This is a genomic window from Cellvibrio sp. BR, from assembly GCF_000263355.1.
Taxonomy (GTDB): Bacteria; Pseudomonadota; Gammaproteobacteria; order Pseudomonadales; family Cellvibrionaceae; genus Cellvibrio.
The window spans coordinates 21,458-39,527 of the sequence record NZ_JH668206.1 but is presented as its reverse complement, the minus strand read 5'-3'; the positions used below and the strand labels follow the sequence as shown (position 1 = coordinate 39,527).

Annotated in this window: 14 protein-coding genes; 1 reads left to right on the top strand and 13 read right to left on the bottom strand. The window is 50.3% G+C overall.

Annotated elements, in window-relative coordinates:
• Positions 1–59: 59 nt before the first annotated feature.
• The 7 genes from O59_RS18430 to O59_RS18400 form a co-directional block, all read right to left on the bottom strand.
• Positions 60–2,153, bottom strand: a complete 2,094-nt coding sequence (locus O59_RS18430; RefSeq protein ID WP_232283113.1) for a heavy metal translocating P-type ATPase — start codon at positions 2,151–2,153, stop codon at positions 60–62.
• 11 nt (positions 2,154–2,164) lie between these two features.
• Positions 2,165–2,581: a hypothetical protein gene (locus O59_RS18425; protein ID WP_040393426.1), complete on the bottom strand. Its 417-nt coding sequence runs from the start codon at positions 2,579–2,581 to the stop codon at positions 2,165–2,167.
• Positions 2,582–2,649: 68 nt separating this feature from the next.
• A complete protein-coding gene (locus O59_RS18420; RefSeq protein WP_007645415.1) occupies positions 2,650–2,964 on the bottom strand; it encodes a P-II family nitrogen regulator in 315 nt (104 codons plus the stop codon).
• Between the two features lie 89 nt (positions 2,965–3,053).
• Entirely contained in the window at positions 3,054–6,170 is a 3,117-nt protein-coding gene (locus O59_RS18415) for an efflux RND transporter permease subunit (protein WP_007645413.1), read from the bottom strand.
• Positions 6,171–6,223: 53 nt separating this feature from the next.
• Entirely contained in the window at positions 6,224–7,309 is a 1,086-nt protein-coding gene (locus O59_RS18410; RefSeq protein WP_157152640.1) for an efflux RND transporter periplasmic adaptor subunit, read from the bottom strand.
• Positions 7,306–8,580, bottom strand: a complete 1,275-nt coding sequence (locus tag O59_RS18405; RefSeq protein ID WP_007645400.1) for a TolC family protein — start codon at positions 8,578–8,580, stop codon at positions 7,306–7,308. Before O59_RS18405 ends, O59_RS18410 begins: the two co-directional genes overlap by 4 nt.
• A gap of 98 nt (positions 8,581–8,678) precedes the next feature.
• Entirely contained in the window at positions 8,679–9,002 is a 324-nt protein-coding gene (locus O59_RS18400) for a hypothetical protein (RefSeq protein ID WP_007645398.1), read from the bottom strand.
• A 288-nt stretch (positions 9,003–9,290) separates the two neighbouring features.
• On the opposite strand from O59_RS18400, the gene cadR reads away from it, so the two are divergent.
• A complete protein-coding gene (cadR, locus tag O59_RS18395; protein WP_040393423.1) occupies positions 9,291–9,683 on the top strand; it encodes a Cd(II)/Pb(II)-responsive transcriptional regulator in 393 nt (130 codons plus the stop codon).
• Positions 9,684–9,823: 140 nt separating this feature from the next.
• Here cadR and O59_RS18390 read toward each other — a convergent pair whose 3' ends face one another.
• The 6 genes from O59_RS18390 to O59_RS18370 all read right to left on the bottom strand — a co-directional run bounded on the left by O59_RS18390 (position 9,824) and on the right by O59_RS18370 (position 18,064).
• Complete coding sequence (locus tag O59_RS18390; protein ID WP_007645394.1) at positions 9,824–12,955, bottom strand: efflux RND transporter permease subunit; 3,132 nt, start codon at positions 12,953–12,955, stop codon at positions 9,824–9,826.
• Complete coding sequence (locus O59_RS18385) at positions 12,948–14,198, bottom strand: efflux RND transporter periplasmic adaptor subunit (RefSeq protein ID WP_007645392.1); 1,251 nt, start codon at positions 14,196–14,198, stop codon at positions 12,948–12,950. The genes O59_RS18390 and O59_RS18385 overlap by 8 nt, the downstream gene beginning before the upstream one ends.
• A gap of 87 nt (positions 14,199–14,285) precedes the next feature.
• Positions 14,286–14,597, bottom strand: a complete 312-nt coding sequence (locus tag O59_RS21730) for a hypothetical protein (protein WP_157152639.1) — start codon at positions 14,595–14,597, stop codon at positions 14,286–14,288.
• Between the two features lie 133 nt (positions 14,598–14,730).
• Positions 14,731–17,085 carry a heavy metal translocating P-type ATPase gene (locus O59_RS18380; protein WP_040393422.1) on the bottom strand — a complete coding sequence of 785 codons (2,355 nt, stop codon included), beginning with the start codon at positions 17,083–17,085 and terminating at the stop codon, positions 14,731–14,733.
• A 90-nt stretch (positions 17,086–17,175) separates the two neighbouring features.
• On the bottom strand, positions 17,176–17,739 hold the full coding sequence (locus O59_RS18375; protein ID WP_007645378.1) for a cytochrome c: 564 nt from the start codon (positions 17,737–17,739) through the stop codon (positions 17,176–17,178).
• 58 nt (positions 17,740–17,797) lie between these two features.
• Positions 17,798–18,064, bottom strand: a complete 267-nt coding sequence (locus O59_RS18370; protein ID WP_007645377.1) for a hypothetical protein — start codon at positions 18,062–18,064, stop codon at positions 17,798–17,800.
• Positions 18,065–18,070 lie beyond the last annotated feature (6 nt).

Sequence of the window (18,070 nt, the reverse complement as noted above, 5' to 3'; positions counted from 1 at the left end):
CTACGTTTAGGGGGGCGATGGCGAATTTATATCAGCTCGCCGAGATGCCACTCTTTATTTTAAAACTTCATGCGCTGAATTCGCACGGCATTCATAATCGCTAGCAGCGCTACACCGACATCAGCAAAAACCGCTTCCCACATCGTGGCCAAACCACCGGCCCCCAGTATTAACACGATGGCTTTTACACCGAATGCGAGGCAAATGTTTTGCCAAACGATGCGTTTAGTTTGTTTACCGATAGCAATGGCGGTGGGGATTTTACTGGGTTTATCATCTTGAATGACAACATCGGCTGTTTCGATAGTGGCATCGCTGCCCAAGCCTCCCATCGCTATACCGACATCGCTTAATGCAACGACCGGTGCGTCATTAACACCATCACCGACGAAAGCAACAGTTTCATTGCGCGCTTTGATTTCTTTTACCTTGTTAACTTTATCTTCCGGTAGTAAATCACCAAAGGCATTGGTAATGCCTAATTTCTGCGCGACAAATTGCACCACGGAATTTTTATCGCCGCTAAGCATAGTGATGTTGACGCCCAGTTTTTTCAACGTATCCACTGTCAATTGCGCATCTTCTTTTATGCTATCGGCAATGGTGAGGTAACCTGCGAATTTATTGTCGTAGGCAATGGCGATGACGGTATACACAATGGTGCTAGGATCAATGTCGTATGCGACTGAGTATTTGTCGAGTAGCCTGAAATTACCTACCAGTAACTCCTTTCCATTCACGTCGGCTTTCAATCCATGACCAGATATTTCTTCAACATTATCTAATTTAATGGTGCTATCAATATCGCCTACAAATTGATGAATGGCTGTTGCTACAGGATGCGTACTTTGGCTTTCCAGTGCATTGACCATTTTGAGAATTTCATCTCGATTGACCTCAGGTTTGAGGTTGACCTCTTGTACTTTAAATACACCTTCAGTCATGGTGCCGGTTTTATCCATCACTACATTTTGAATGCTAGAAATGGTGTCTAAAAAGTTACTGCCTTTAAACAAAATACCATTTTTACTGGCAGCGCCAATTCCCCCAAAATAACCGAGTGGAATACTGATGACCAGCGCACAAGGGCATGAAATCACCAGGAAAATCAGCGCGCGGTACAACCATTGACTGAATACATATGTCTCAACAAAAAAGTATGGCAACAAACAAATCGCAAAGGCCAACACAACCACAATTGGTGTGTATATTTTGGCGAACTTGCGGATGAACAATTCGGTGGGGGCTTTTTGTGCTGAGGCGTTTTGCACTAATTCTAAAATTCTGGACAGTTTACTGTCGGTATAGGCTGCGGTTACTTTGATTTGTGATACCGCATTAAGATTAATCATACCCGCTAAAACACTTTCGCCTTTTGTTTTGGTGTCAGGCTTACTTTCACCAGTCAGCGCAGCGGTATTGAAGGAAGCAGTTTCGGATAAGAGTTCTCCATCCAGGCCTAATTTTTCACCTGCTTTGAGTTGGATAATATCGCCAATACTGACGGTTTCTGCTTTCAGTATCACAGCGCGGTTATCGCGTAACACTGTGACTTCATCGGGACGTTGGTCAAGCAATGTTTTGATATTAAGCTTTGCCCTTTTGACCGCGAGCGTTTGGAATACCTCGCCCACAGAATAAAACAACATAACAGCAACTCCTTCCGGGTACTCGCCGATAGCAAATGCGCCGAGGGTTGCAATACTCATCAAGAAAAACTCGGAAAATACTTCACCTTTCGTGATGCTTTGATAGGCCTCTTTCAACACTGGCAGGCCTACAGGTAAATAGGCGGCAACGTACCAACCAATACGTAACCAGCCAGTAAACCAGGTTTGTGGAAAATAATTATCCAGTACTATCGCAATAATCAGTGCAACCAAACTCATTGCGGCAGGCAGAAATAGCCTGATATTGCTACCGCCATCACTGGCATGATCGTGGTCATGACCACCATAATCGGTATGCTGATCTTGATCATCACTGGCACAACAACAGCTTTTCATGGGGCTATTTTTTATGAGCGAATCGGCTTGGTGATTTATTTTTTCTTCTTCTGTACAACATAGTTGTTTGCCCTGTTCATCATATTTGTGTGTATGTTCCATAGTGTTTCCTTTACTTGAAAATAGTGATAGAAAATGAAGGGTCATATCACAAAAAATCAGTGAGCCTCATGCGGCGTTTTTTGGTAACTCGATTTAATAATTAATGCCTGCGGATGTATGTCATTGATCACGACTGAAAAAGATCCTTTACGACGGGTATTGGGGCCGTAATGCAAGTGACAAGGTGAGTAATTTACATTGAGCGCTTTTAACAAAACGCCTTGGGTATCAAATATCTGAAACTGCAATTGTCCGCACGCGATATGTGGCTTTTTTTGTGTTGGCCAGACGCCACCACTTATTGTCAAAATGCCATCATTAAAACTGGCCGTTGCGTTGGTCAGTTCAAGCTTATGCTGACGCAGTGCATCGTCCTCGAACACAATATTGGACGTAGTGGGCACTGTTGTTTGGCAGGCACTGAGTAATGCAACAAAGAAAAATGAAATCAGTATTCGTGACAGGTTAATCATGTGAGTTCTCCTGTAGTGAATCGAAAGACGACTGGAAAAACATTTCCCAGTCGCACGTTATTCTGTGCTTACGAGCCGCCGATGGGTAATGCCTGTTCAATAGCACTCACATAAACCCATCCACAAACATCGTTACCAATGCGGCCAGCCTCGCGAATAATCCGGGTGATGGATTCCACATCGCTGTCCTCACAGGGGAGTGACAATTGCACCTCGGAAATAACCAGCCGGGCCTCCGACGAATAGGTCAATTCAAAATCGCCCAAGGGTTTGAGCGTACCTTTTACATCCTGTAAGTTGAGGTTGCGATAACCCGCATCGTTCAATGCATCGATAACAGCGGTTACCCGCACATGATGTAAAAGCGCAGTGATCAGTTTCATAATTCCAGTCTCCTGGCGAAGGCGCGCTGCCGATTTTGCAACGCGTCAGAATTAGGTTGTCACCAGCACGAGGCTGGTGACAGTTCAGGTTAGTGGCCTTTTTGTGCTCCGCGATAAGCCATTCGGTATAAACCCGGCAATACCAGCAGGGTCAATATGGTCGATGAAATAATCCCGCCAATGACTACTGTGGCCAGTGGCCGTTGCACCTCAGCGCCGGTGCTGGTGTTCAGCGCCATCGGCAAGAAACCGAGTGCGGCGACTAAAGCAACCATCAAAATGGGCCGTAAGCGCAACATGGCTCCTTCGCGGATAGCAGGTTCAATGGCCAGGCCATTGTTCAAGCTATCGCGGAAGGCAGACACCATCATTACCCCCGTTAGCACCGCCACCCCTGATAGGGTGATGAAGCCGACTCCAGCGGTAATGGAGAGTGGGATATCGCGCAACCATAGGAAAATAACCCCGCCCGTTAAGGCGAGTGGAACTCCACTGAACACCAATAGGGCATCTTTGGCCGAACCAAAGGTCATCATCAACAGCGCAAAAATCATGATCAGGGTCAGTGGAACCAGCAGCGTTAGTCGTTTTGATGCCGACTCCAATTGCTCAAACGTTCCGCCGTAATTAAGCCAATAACCCGGAGGAAGTTTTATTTCTTGTTCCACTTTGGCTTGGACCTCAGCAACAAATCCTCCCAGGTCGCGGTCGCGCACATTGGCTGTGACGACCAGGCGGCGCTTACCATTTTCACGGCTGATTTGGTTGGCTCCGGGTGCAAGTGTCAGTGTTGCGACTTCGCCCAGTGGGACAAATCCACCTTCTGGTAACGGGATAGGCAAATACGACAAGGCTGCCAAATCATTGCGCTGTTGTTCTGGTAAACGAACGACAATATCGAAACGCTGATCGCCTTCAAATATTTGGCCAGCCTCCTGCCCACCGGTCGCCGCTGCCAGTGTTTCCTGGACGTCGGCGATGTTGAGTCCATAGCGCAGCAACACATCACGATCTGCTTCAACCGCTAGAATCGGCAAGCCGTCGGCTTGTTCGACCTTCACACCATCTGCGCCCTCGATCCCATTTAACAACTTGGCAATTTGATTGCCGGTGGTCAGTAATTGGTTGAGATCGTCACCGTAAATCTTGACGCCGAGATCCGAGCGCACGCCCGAAATGAGTTCGTTGAAGCGCAATTGAATTGGCTGACTAATTTCGTAAGCATTGCCCGGTACTTTCGCCAATTGTTCTTCAATTGCCTCAAGTACATCTGCTTTGGAGACATCGGGATCTGGCCAGTCCTTTCTGTCTTTCAGCATGACGTAGCCGTCAGAAATGTTGGGCCCCATCGGGTCACTGGCAACTTCAGCGGTCCCCACACGCGAGAAGAAGGTTTTCACCTCCGGGACTTTCATGACCGCTTTCTCAACCTGAAATTGCATGTCGAGTGATTGGGTCAGGCTAGTACCCGGTATGCGTAAGGCCTGAACCGCGATATCACCTTCATCCAGGTTAGGCACAAACTCGGTACCCATACGTGTAGATAACCAACCGGAAAAAATAACAAACACAACTGCACCCACTAGAATCGGCACTCTGCGTTTAAGGGCAAAATCTAGGGTTGGTGTGTAAGCTTCTTTGGCTTTCACAACGATGCGATTGTCTTTCTCTTCGATTTTTCCCGTAAGAAGCAATGCAACAGCAGCGGGTACAAACGTCAGTGACAGAATCAATGCACCGATTAACGCCATAATCACGGCCAGAGCCATTGGGGTGAACATTTTGCCTTCCACACCGGTGAGTGCGAGGATTGGCAAATTTACTAAAATCACCACAAGCACACTGATTAGACTGGGCGTAAACACTTCGCGTGTTGCACTAAACACAGTTTGCAGTCGTTCCTCAAGATTTAGCAGTCGTCCGAGATGGTGTTGCCGCTGTCCTAAACGCATCAGACAGTTTTCAACAATAATGACTGCACCATCGACAATTAAACCGAAATCCAACGCGCCGAGGCTCATCAAATTGGCGCTGACTTTGGCCTCTACCATGCCCGTCATCAACATCAGCATTGAGAGTGGAATCACCATCGCGGTGAGTAATGCTGCCCTGACATTGCCCAGCATCAACAACAACACCACGACAACGAGAATTGCACCTTCCAACAAGTTTTTTTGTACAGTTGCGATGGTTTTATCGACGAGCACGGTGCGGTCATAAACAGTGTCGGCGGTGATCCCTTCGGGTAGGGTTTTATTAATCTCCACCAGTTTTTCAGCAACGGCTTCCGATACTGTGCGGCTATTGCCACCCAATAACATCACAGCGGTACCGAGCACAGTTTCTTCGCCATCGCGTGTGGCAGCACCGGTTCGCAACTCATTGCCTAATGCGACACCTGCGAGGTCACCAACGAGAACCGGTAAGCCATCTTTACGAGTTACAATGATTTTTTTAATAGCGGGAATATCAGCAACTTGTCCCGGTGCACGGATCAGGTATTGCTCGCCATTTTTCTCAATGTATCCCGCACCGATATTGGCATTGTTTCGTTCAAGTGCTGAAGCCAGATCGGCGAAGGTAACTCCATAGGCAAGTAATGCTGATGGGTCGGGTGTTATATGGAACTGTTTTTCATAGCCGCCAATAGTGTTGACTTCAGTTACGCCGGGAACGAGACGAAGCTGTGGGCGAATAACCCAATCCTGCAAGGTGCGCAGCGCCATGGCGTCATAAGGCTCACCGTTAGGCTGGCGAGCTTTTGCGTCGGCATGAACGGAGTAGTGAAAGATCTCACCCAACCCGGTCGCAACCGGGCCCATTTCGGGTTCAATACCGGCGGGCATCTGACTTTTTGCTTGCTGCAATCTCTCATTAATAATATTGCGGGCGAAGTAAATGTCAGTGCCGTCTTCAAACACGACCGTCACTTGTGACAATGCATAACGAGAGAGTGAACGTGTGCTTTCTACGTGAGGTAAACCTGCAATCGCCACTTCCACTAGATATGTGATGCGCTGTTCTACTTCAAGCGGCGAATAACCGGCCGCTTGTGTATTGATTTGAACCTGTACGTTAGTAATGTCAGGAACTGCATCAATCGGAAGCTTTTGATAATTCCATAAACCTACACCGGCAGTAACGGCCACTAGAAATAAAATCAGCCAACGTCGCGCGATGGAAAATTGTAACAGTGCATCAACCATGGTTCATTCCTCCTAATGGAGAGTGATCAGGGTTGAGCAGCAAAATGCACAGATTAATGTCCATGTTCAGCGCTCTCCTTGCCCATTTCGGATTTCAGAATAAAGCTATTACGTGCAACATAAGTTTCACCTGCCGCAATACCTTCTAACACCTCGCTGAATTTGCTATCGGCTTTTCCGAGGCGAACAGGCCTGGGCTCAAACCCATCTCCTTCTTTTACAAAAACAACAGTTTTGCCTTCAAGCGTTTGCAGCGCGTCGTTTTGTACCGCGACCGCAACCGGAGTTTTGCCCAAGGTTGCTTGCGCGTTTACAAAATGCCCTGGAATCCATTGGCCTTTTGAATTATCCAACAACACCCGCGCACTGGTTGCCTGGTTGACAGGATTAGCATTTGCAGAAATATAAACGAGCTGTCCCTTATCGACGAGTTTACGTTGCGCTTGTTCAACACGAACCTGTTGTCCAAGTTGTAGTTGCGCAACATCGCGAGGGAATATGGATAAATCAACCCATACGGTGGTCATGTCTGCGACCACGAACAGCGGCTCATCACCCGTTTGCTCACCCTCAACTGCATGACGGTCAGTAATGATCCCGTTCATGGTGGCGTTGATGGTGTACACCTTCATACTTTCATTGCTTTCGATAGTGGCTAATGCATCACCCACCGATACATTATCGCCTTGTTTACGATTTACCTTGCGAATAACACCGGGAAAACGCGCTGTAATGTTTTGGATACGCTCTGCATTGACTCCAACAACACCATAAAGCGGCAAAGTTTGCTGAATATCAATCGGACCTGCTTCTGCTACTTGAATGCCACCATTTTTTTGTTGCTCGGCAGACAACTTCATTTTTTCATCGTCATGGCCACCTTCTTCATCTCCGTGCTCATCGCCATGTTTTTCTTCGCCTGATTTTTTATCTTCATGGTCATCACCATGAGCATCTTTTTCGTCTGCCTGCTCATTCTCTTGGTGCTTGTGATCGTCTTTCTCTGTGGCCGCATTGGCCATGTAAATGTCAGCCAAAAATAGAGCCAGTAAAATGACTAAGACAAAAACAAGTGCGGGTGCGGATTTTAGGAAATTTTTTTCTGGTGATTTCAAGGTATTCTTTTTTAAAGTTTTCATTGCGTAACCTCATTATTCTGCTCATTCAGTGCGGAACCAATCATCCGCTCTAATTCGATCCGGGTTTCCTGCATGCGTGCCGCCGCCTCAACCAAGGCTTGCTGGGCATCCAGCAATTGGCTTTGTGCAAGGTTTAATTCCATGTAGCTATAGCGCCCCTGGTCAAAAGCACTTGCTGTACTGCGCATGGCTTTTTTTAGCGAAGGAAGGACTTGATCACGCAACACATTGACTTCATCAATAGCTTGCCGATGAGCCTCATAAGATGAGATGAGTTGAGCCTCTAATTGAACTCGCGCACTGTCCCGTTCAAGTTCAGCACTTTGTTGGTTGGCACTAGCGGTTGTGATTGCACCACTGGCTCTACTGCCTGTACCTAATGGCATACTCAAGCCAAGAACGACAGCAGAATCCTCGGTAGCTTGAAGGCGACGAACACCGGCATTCCACTCCAAAGAAGGGCGTCGCTCGCTACGAGCCTGTTGCACTTCGGCTATGCGAACATCTACCCCTTTAGTCAACTGCTCCAAATCCGGATTGCCAGACAGTTTTTCCAGCAGCATTGGTAACGGCATTGCCGTTGGAACAGCATAAAGATCTGCTGTTACCGCTCTAAAGTCCGGCGAGGAGTCCGCCCAATAAGCACTGAGCTTGACTCGCTCACTGCTGACCATTTGTCGGGCTTGTTGCAAAGCAATATTAGAGAGAGCCAGTGCAGCGTTTCCGCGTAAGAGTTCACTGTCCGCTGTCCCGCCTGCCTGAACCTGCCTGGTCAGTGAGTTGAGGGTTTGTTGGATTAACTGGTGCGACTCTTCCTGTAGTGCCAATTGTTCTTGCGCTGCCAGTAATTGAATAAATTGATGAGTTACTGCTGTAATCACATCCAGTGTAAGTACGCGTTGGGTGGATTGCAGTTGCTGTTGACGAGCAGTTACTACACTCATGCGCGCATCGCGCTGACCACCTAATTCGATGGCGGACGACAACGAAATGGTTAATTCACTGGCTTTAGTGCCACTAAATTCACCGGAACCGGCGACGTTTTCCAGATCAGCACTAATGCGGTACTCCGGTCGTAGTGCGGCAGTTTGTTTTTCTCCGGCCAATGCATTGACCTTAAAGGTATAGCCCGCCAGCTGAGGATTTTGTTGCAGGGTTGCCCGAACTGCTTCGCTCAACGTGAGTGTTGATTGTGCAGTTGACGACGCAGCATAGGTACTACAGGTAATGGCAATAACCGAGACGGTTAATGCCCGATGGATAAATTGCATAGAAAGCTCCAGCCATATTGGTATTTCCCGGCGCAGCACGTGGACGCACAATGGAAATACACGAATTACCCCTGTCAAAAAAGGGGCGTTATGGGTAATCAGACTGGAGTTACGGGAGGCGCGCGCGGTGGTGGACGTAAACCGACAATACGGCGTGGGTGACACGCTTTAGAAAACGAAACGGAAAATGGGGCTTGTGGCAATACTAAAAGAACAAAAATCGCAACGAGCAACAACGCCAAAGTTGCATCGAATTTCAGCAGTTTTGCGACGACCGATTGGGATAGATCGATATCCATATCAACATGTGCACTGTCTGCATCATGCCCTACATGTGTATCGATATTGTCGAGATGAATGGAAATAGGAGGTTCCTGACCATCAAAGCAATAGTGCCCGTGCACACCAGCCCAACTAGCCATAAGCCAGAGCAGTGTGGACAGCAAGGCCCAATACTTATAACGCAGGAAACAATTCACGATTACTTATTTGTTCCAGAAAAGTTGACTGGATTATGGCAGTAAACCAACGATTGTCTGTAGTGATCATTACCATATTATAAAAAGTGGCGGCTCAAATACCGACACTGTGGTACCAGACAATTATGAGGGGTTTCGCCCTTATAAGTTCACTGCCGCATCCTTACGATGCGCCGAACTGTGAAAGAGTATAAAGTCTACAGTAACTATAGAGTCAATACTGGACAGTCTATGAAAATAGGTGAGCTCGCAAAACTTACTGGTCTTAGTGTCCAAACCATACGCTATTACGAACACGAGGGCTTGCTATCTACGGCCCCTCGTACCGAAGGCAATTATCGTTTTTACGATGAAGCAGCCTCCCATGATCTTTTCTTCATTAAACAGTGCCGGAACCTTGGCTTGACGCTAGAGGAGATCCGCCAGTTGATCGGCTACTCCAGCACTCCGAACGAAACCTGCAACAGTGTAAATATGATTATCGATAGCCATATCCAGCAAGTAGATATTCGCCTTGCTGAGCTTCAGGAATTACGCCGTCAGCTCGGTGAACTTCGAACTAAATGTGATGCTCACCAAGCGGTAAAAGATTGCGGCATCATGAAGGAGTTGTTGGAGCATTGATTTACATTAGCGTTATTTGTATTGCCAGCGCGCGTTTATTGCAACGCTGGCAAACGGTTCGGAATTGAGTTGTTTTAGCAATAGCGCCAGATAATCATCTAGTGCTATTGGTCAATTGCATCATTGAATTTTGTAATCGGTTATTCTTTTACGTCATGCTTCTTACGCTGCACCAACAAATACGCCGCTGGCAATACCAATAGCGAAAGCAAGGGGGCGCTAATCATTCCTCCCACCATCGGTGCTGCAATACGGCTCATAATTTCCGAACCTGTACCGCTGCCTAAAAATATCGGCAATAAACCGGCAACGATCACTGTAACCGTCATCATCTTGGGGCGTATTCGCAACACGGCACCTTCCCGAATGGCATCGAGTAAATCCTCTTGCGTGGTTGTGCCTGCTTCAATACGCCGCTGCCACGCCTGTTTCAGGTAGAGCAACATAATAACCCCGAATTCAGCGGACACTCCGGCCAGTGCGATAAACCCGACGGCTGTTGCAACAGATAGCTCATAGTCCATCAGGTATAACAGCCAAATGCCTCCGGTTAACGCAAAAGGTAAGGTGCCCATGATTAACAGGGCTTCATCCAAACGGGAAAAGGTCAGGAATAACAGCACCAGAACGATAACGAGCGTTGCCGGGACTATCCATCGCAGGCGGGCATTGGCGCGTTCCATAAATTCAAACTGGCCGGCGTAACTAATGCTGGTGCCCGGTAGTAAAGTCACCTCTTGGTTAATAGTTTGTTGCAGATCCCTCACCGTCGAACCCAAGTCGCGGTCGCGCACATCAATGTAAACCACACTGGTGGGACGGGCATTTTCGCTCTTGAGCATACTGGGGCCATCGGTAACTTTGATGGTGGCAATCGTACCCAATGTGATTTGGCTGCCGAGTGGCGTAATGATGGGTAGGTTTTGCAGCTTGCCAATGCTGTCACGCCAATCGCGCGGATAACGCAGGTTGATAGGGAAACGTGCACGACCATCAACGACTTCACCAATATTGTCGCCGCCGATCAGACTGCTTACTACCGATTGCGCCTGAGTGATACTCAGACCATAACGCGCGAGTGACGCGCGGTCGAACTGGATATCAAGGTAACGCCCACCACCCAAGCGCTCGGCAACTGCCGAGGAGATACCGGGGACGGTTTTGGCAACTTGCGCAACCTGTTGCGCAACCTCATCAATATCGGCCAGGTTCTGGCCTGCAATCTTGACGCCGATGGGGCTTTTGATCCCGGTGGCTAGCATATCGATACGGTTGCGGATGGGCGGAATCCAGATATTGGATAGCCCCGGTATTTTGACCCGTGCATCCAGTTCAGCCATGAGTTTTTCCAGCGTCATGCCGGGGCGCCACTGATCACGCGGCTTAAACTGGATGGTGGTTTCAAACATCTCCAAGGGGGCAGGATCGGTGGCGCTGTCGCTGCGGCCAGCCTTGCCAAACACACGCTCCACTTCCGGGACAGTTTTAATCAGCCGATCTGTTTGTTGCAGCAAGCGGCTGGCCTGTTGGGCACTTAACCCCGGCAAGGCACTGGGCATGTACAGTAAATCCCCTTCGTCCAGCGGCGGCAGGAATTCACTGCCCAGCTGGCTTAATGGCCAAGCGGTGCTCAGTAATACCGCTAGTGCAAAACCCAGTGTCTTTTTCGGGTGGCGCAAAACTCCGGTCAACAGTGGACGATAACCCCGGATCAGCCAGCGATTGATGGGATTTTGATGTTCCTGCGGAATCCGGCCACGAATCCAGTAACCCATGAGTACCGGGATCAGGGTGATAGAAAGCCCGGCAGCAGCGGCCATGGCATAGGTTTTGGTAAAAGCGAGTGGACCAAAGAGCCGACCCTCTTGCGCTTCGAGTGTAAATACTGGAATAAACGAGAGGGTGACAATGAGCAGCGAGAAAAATAGTGCAGGTCCCACCTCGGCCGCCGCCTGGGTCAATACCTGCCAGCGCGGCTCGCCAGTCAGCTCTTGGTCGGGATGTTGCTGCTGCCATCGCTCCACGTGCTTATGCGCGTTTTCAATCATCACGATGGCCGCATCCACCATCGCCCCGATGGCAATGGCAATACCCCCAAGCGACATGATGTTGGCATTGATCCCCTGATAGTGCATCACCACAAAGGCGATCAGTACCCCAAGTGGCAAGGCGACAATGGCTACCATCGCAGAACGCCAGTGCCAGAGGAACAAGGCGCAGACTAAGGCAACCACCAGAAATTCTTCGAGCAGCTTGTGGCTAAGGTTGGCCACGGCACGATCAATCAGGAGACTGCGGTCGTAGGTGGTGATGATCTCAACCCCGGCAGGCAAGCTGTGTTGGAGTTGCGCGAGCTTTTCCTTTACTGCGGCGATAGTGGCGCGGGCATTTCCGCCCGAGCGCATGATCACAATACCGCCGGTGACTTCGCCTTCACCGTCCAGCTCCGCAATACCCCGGCGCATTTCCGGCCCGAGCTGGATATGGGCGACGTCGGCCAGGGTAACGGGAATGTTATCGACCAACTTCAGCGGTATGGATTTGAAATCCTCCAGCGTGCGCAAATACCCGCTGGCGCGGACCATCAGTTCGGCTTCACCCAGTTCAAGAACACCACCACCGGTTTCCTGATTGGCCTGCTGCACTGCGGTAACCACCGCCTCATGGGACAGGTTATGGGCGGCGAGCCGAAGCGGATCGAGCACCACTTGGAATTGCTTGACCATACCACCCACCGCAGCAACTTCCGCCACATCCGCCAAGGGCGCGAGTTCAAAGCGCAGGAACCAATCCTGCAACGCCCGCAGTTGGGCGATGTCATGTTGGCCCGTCTTATCGACCAGGGCGTACTGGAATATCCAACCCACACCGGTGGCATCCGGTCCCAGTGCCGGTCTGGCATTGGCGGGGAGTTGCCCCTGTATTTGGCTCAAGGATTCCAGCACACGGGAGCGCGCCCAGTACAGGTCAGTACCATCCTCAAACAGCACATACACAAAACTATCGCCATACATCGAATAACCGCGCACGGTTTTGGCGCCGGGTACCGACAGCATTTTGCTGGCCAAGGGGTAAGTCACCTGGTTTTCCACGATTTCAGGGGCTTGTCCCGCAACGCTGGTACGGATAATCACTTGCACATCCGACAGGTCGGGTAAGGCATCAATGGGGGTAAACTTAATCGCCCAGATTCCCCAGCCGGTGAGCAGCAGCGAGGCCAACAGCACCAATACCCGGTGGGCGACAGACCAATGAATCAAGCGGCTAATCATGGTTGTGTCCTCCCGTTGTTTTTGGTGCAATTCCCAAAAACGACGCTTCGGAGTCCAGCAGGAACTGGCCGCTGACCACTATCTCCTGATTTTCCTCCAAACCTTCGCGGATGAGGGTCTGGCTACCCATCTCGTGGCCAGTGATAACTTCCACCGGGCGGAATTTGCCACCCGCTTCAGCCAGCATCACCAGTACCCTTTTTCCCGTGCGGATTACCGCCTCCGTAGGCACAAACAATCCGCTTTCATCGGTCGCGGATTGTAGGAGTACTCGCCCACTGGTGCCAGGTTTCAGGCGTCCTTTGGGGTTGTCGAGCAGGATTCGCGCAGTCAGGGTGCGGGAGCTGTCATTGAGCGAAGGCAACAGGTACTCCAGTGTGCCGGTCAGCACCGGATCGCCGGAATTAGCCGAATGGAAAATAGCCTTGTCACCTGGATGCAAACCTGTTATTTGCGCTTCGGGAATGGCGGCATCCAGCCACAGGCTATCCAGATTGTTAATCTTTGCCAGCATAGCGCCACTGGCTAGCGCCATACCGGTTTTCACCTCCAGTATATCCACCACGCCAGCGATGGGTGATGTGATCGTTACCCTGGTCTCCGGTTGGCGGGTTTTTTCCACCTTGGCAATCAAGGTATCAGGCATTCCGAGTAATTGTAGGCGTGCGCGCAATGTGGCCAACAAATGAGGGTTCTGTCCAATTGGTTGGGAGAGCAGCTCATTTTGGGCATCCAGCCATTCGGGGATCTGGAATTCAGCAATTGGCTGACCGACGCTGACGTGATCGCCCACCGCTAGCGGCCAAGCTTTTTCCACATAACCTGCCGCGCGCAATTGCACTATTGCTTGGTTGCGCTGGTTAAATTGCAGTTGCCCAACTACTTCCAGTTCATTGTGGATCGGTAGGCGCTGCACCCTGGCTTTGCGCATACCAAGGTTTTGCACCAGAGCTGCATCGACGGTAAGCCCCGGTTCTTGAGTTGATGGCGCTGCATATTTGGGTACCAAATCCATGTCCATAAAGGGCGATGGACCCGGTTTATCAAAATGCTGGTCCGGCACCATTGGATCGTACCAATACAAAATACGTGGTTCCTGTTTGGCCTCATTAGGAGCATTATGTTGAGGCGGCGCTGTAGAGGTGAATTTATGCAGGTGCTGCCAACCAACACCTATCGCAATGCCAAGTACCAACGTGCTTAACCCAACGGCTGCAAGCAGGCGTACAGAGAGATTATTCATTCAGATGATTCCTGAGAGACGATAAAAAACGTCCCGCCTGAACACCCGGTATCTTTACCGGTTCAAGCGAGGTGTAATCGTATTAACTCAGGAGGCGTTCGGAGGTCGCCAGATACTGGCGGGATTGAAGACAGCAAGATTCAATGGACGAGTTTTAGTGTGTGCCGACAAGCTTGAAAGAGAGAAAAACGACGCGGGTGTATAGAGATATACCTGCACCGGTGTTTTACAGAGATGGCAGGATTTAGCGGTTTCACAGGAATTTATAGCATCACCTTCATCTGCATCAGGGCAGCAAGGCATAGTTTCACTATCACCGGATTCATCCATCACCATTGCCATCTCTTCAGGGCACGGCGACGCGGACAGCAGAATTTCTGCCGCGACTTGCAGAGGCATCACGAAGCTCAGAAGTAAGATAAAAAACAATGAATAACGGCGCATAGTGTCAGCATAGCTCAATGCAGGCGACAGAAAAATACGTCATCCAGGATTAGGGGGGGTAAGCCCTCAAAACTCACTCCCCCCGAGTCTATTGATCGTTGACAGAGATTTTTCCCCGTTTCAACCGCAGGGCATTTCCAATCACCGATGCAGAGCTGAGGCTCATTGCCAGTGCTGCGATCATTGGCGACAACAACCAGCCCGTCCAGGGAAAAAGTATTCCGGCAGCAATTGGAATTCCCAAACCGTTGTACAAGAATGCAAACATCAGGTTTTGTTTCATATTGGCCACGGTGGCTTCCGATAAAAACCGCGCGACCGCAATACCGCGTAAATCGCCTTTCACCAATGTAACTTGTGCGCTGTTCATCGCTACGTCAGTACCGGTGCCCATGGCAATACCCACATCGGCTTTGGCCAGAGCGGGTGCATCATTGATTCCATCGCCCGCCATGGCAACAACCTTGCCCTCGGCTTGCAAGCGTTCAACCAAACGCAATTTATCCTCTGGTTTCACTTCACCGTGGACTTCATCGATACCCAGGCGCGCCGCCACGGCTTTGGCTGTAGTGAGGCCATCGCCCGTCGCCATAATAATGCGTAAACCAGCGGCTTTTAGTGTCGCCAAGGCTTCCGGTGTACTGGCCTTGACGGGGTCAGACACCGCCAACAGACCCGCGAGCTGCCCATCCACTGCCAGGTACATAACACTGGCACCCTCACTGCGTAAGGTTTCGGCTTCGGGCACCAGCGGTGCAACAACGACACCCTGTTGCTCCATTAGCACCGTGTTTCCCAGCGCCAGCTTGCGCCCCGAAACGGTTCCATACACTCCGATGCCAGAACCCGATTCAAATTGTTCGACTTTTTCCAATGCGAGATTGCGCTCGCGCGCCGCGCGGACAATGGCATCGGCCAGCGGATGTTCGCTTCCCTGATCAAGGCTTGCGGCAAGGCGCAACACATCGTCTTCATTAAATCCTTGAGCCGGTACCGCACGATCAAATGCAGGTCGTCCTTCAGTCAAGGTTCCCGTCTTATCGATAATGAGGGTATCTATCTTGCGAAAGTTCTCGATGGCGGCGGCGTCCCGAAACAGCACACCCTGTGTGGCACCACGCCCGGTGGCCACCATGATTGACATAGGTGTCGCCAGTCCTAACGCGCAAGGGCAAGCAATAATCAGTACCGCTACCGCATTAATTAAACCGAATACCCAACGCGGTTCAGGGCCGAACAGTCCCCAGGCAAAAAAGGTCAGCACGGCAATCGCGACTACAGCAACGACAAAATAACCGGCGACGGAATCCGCCATGCGTTGCATCGGTGCTTTGGATCGCTGCGCTTGCGCCACCATCTGAACAATCTGCGCCAACATGGTCGCCGACCCCACGCGCTCAGATTCAATGGTGAGTGCACCATTGGTATTCATTGTCGCTCCAATGACTTTATCACCCGCGCGTTTCATCACCGGCAGCGGTTCACCTGTCAGCATGGATTCATCCACAGCGCTACTACCTTCCACCACAACACCATCCACCGGTACTTTTTCGCCGGGGCGAACACGCAACTTGTCCCCCACATGAACATGCGCCAGTGGCACATCCTCTTCACTGTTATCATCGCGAATACGTCGGGCTGTTTTTGGTGCTAATCCCAGCAAGGATTTGATCGCCGCTGAGGTCTGTGAGCGCGCTTTTAATTCCAACAGCTGCCCCAGCAGCGTCAATGAAATAATAACGGCTGCTGCCTCGAAATAAACGGAGACTCTTCCCATGGATACGAAGGAATCAGGGAATACGTTAGGAGACAATGTTGCCACTAGACTGTAAACAAACGCAGCGCCTGTACCTAAGCTAATTAAGGTCCACATGTTGGGGCTGCGATTCATGATTGACTGCCAGCCACGCAGAAAAAAAGGTGTTCCAGCCCATAAGACGATGGGTAACGTCAGGAACAGTTCAATCCAGGTTTGGATGGACGCATCAAATAAGTGAAGCTGATGACCAAACATGGCCAGAACAGTTACAACTATTGTCAGCGGCAATGTCCACCAAAAGCGGCGAGTGAAATCACGCAACTCCGGATTTTCGTCTTCATCGAGTTTGGGCAACAGTGGTTCCAGTGCCATTCCGCATTTTGGGCAGATCCCGGGATGATCCTGGCGAATCTCCGGGTGCATTGGGCAGGTGTAAACCGCGCCCGGACCGGATATCGCCGGTGCAGGATCAACATGATCGACTTGATCTGGCAGCACCAGATATTTGCCGGGTTCGGCTTTGAACTTTGCCTTGCAGCTCGCGCTACAGAAATAATAGGTTTTGGCCTGATGATCGACGTGATGGACTGATACTGGAGTGACCACCATACCGCAAACCGGATCTTTCAGCGTTCCAAGGTTCGTCGATTGTTCAGTGTGCGAATGCGTGTGTATGTGTTCCATCAGTAAACCTCTTAGCGGTTGATCTACTCAGTAACCTTACCGGTTACTGATATTGCCTGTTTGAGATATATCAAGCCCAGACCCTATTTTTCAGTGTAGCTCAGTGGTGGCTCGTTCAGCCGCCGCGCGCGCCGTCAGGATCTGGTATTGCTCTGGAGTCAGGGTCGGTAATTTCTGGATAAACGCCACCATCGCCCAAATCCGTTGGTCATCATGGGTTGGCCCCCAGGCGGGCATACCACTGGCCTTGATGCCGTGCTTGATGATCCAGAATTGGCGCTGTGTGCTGCCAGTGTCTCCAGCATCGTGGGCATGCTCGTGATCATCCGGTGCCAGAGACAAATTGGGTGGACTGGGATAAAGCCCGATGCTCATATCACTGCTGTTGGTACCCGGTTTGAGATGGCATTGGGCGCACATGTCGTTGTAATCCGGGCCACCGCTCAGCAAAAGTTCCGGGCTGGAAAGATCCGGTACCTGAATATCTGCCGAGGCACGGGATATTGATCGCTCGCGCACCGTTTCCAACAACGAATAAGTGATCCGGTTGTGCGGCACATCGGCACCCATGGGATAAATGCCGGTATAGATAAATGCAGCTCCCGCCAGAAGTGCGGCTGTGCTCATCAGTAATAACCATTTGACCAGTTTCATAGCCTATTCTCCTCAATATACAGAGAGGCGATTAATGCCGCCCCCCTGCAAAACAGCCTTAGTGGGAACCATGACCTTCATGGCTTTCACTGGAGCTGACCTTTTGGTCGTCCATTCCTTTCATATCACCATGATCCATCCCCTGATGTTGCTCACCTTCTTTTTTCTCGGCCGGTGCAGCACTGCATTTTTTCATCAGAGCTTGCATCACCGGATCATTCATATCCATCTTGGAGTGATCCATTTTTTTCATCGCGTCACAATCGGGTGTTTCCGCTGTTTTGGCATGCTCTGCGGGATCATGGGCAAAACTCGGAGCTACCATCAGTAC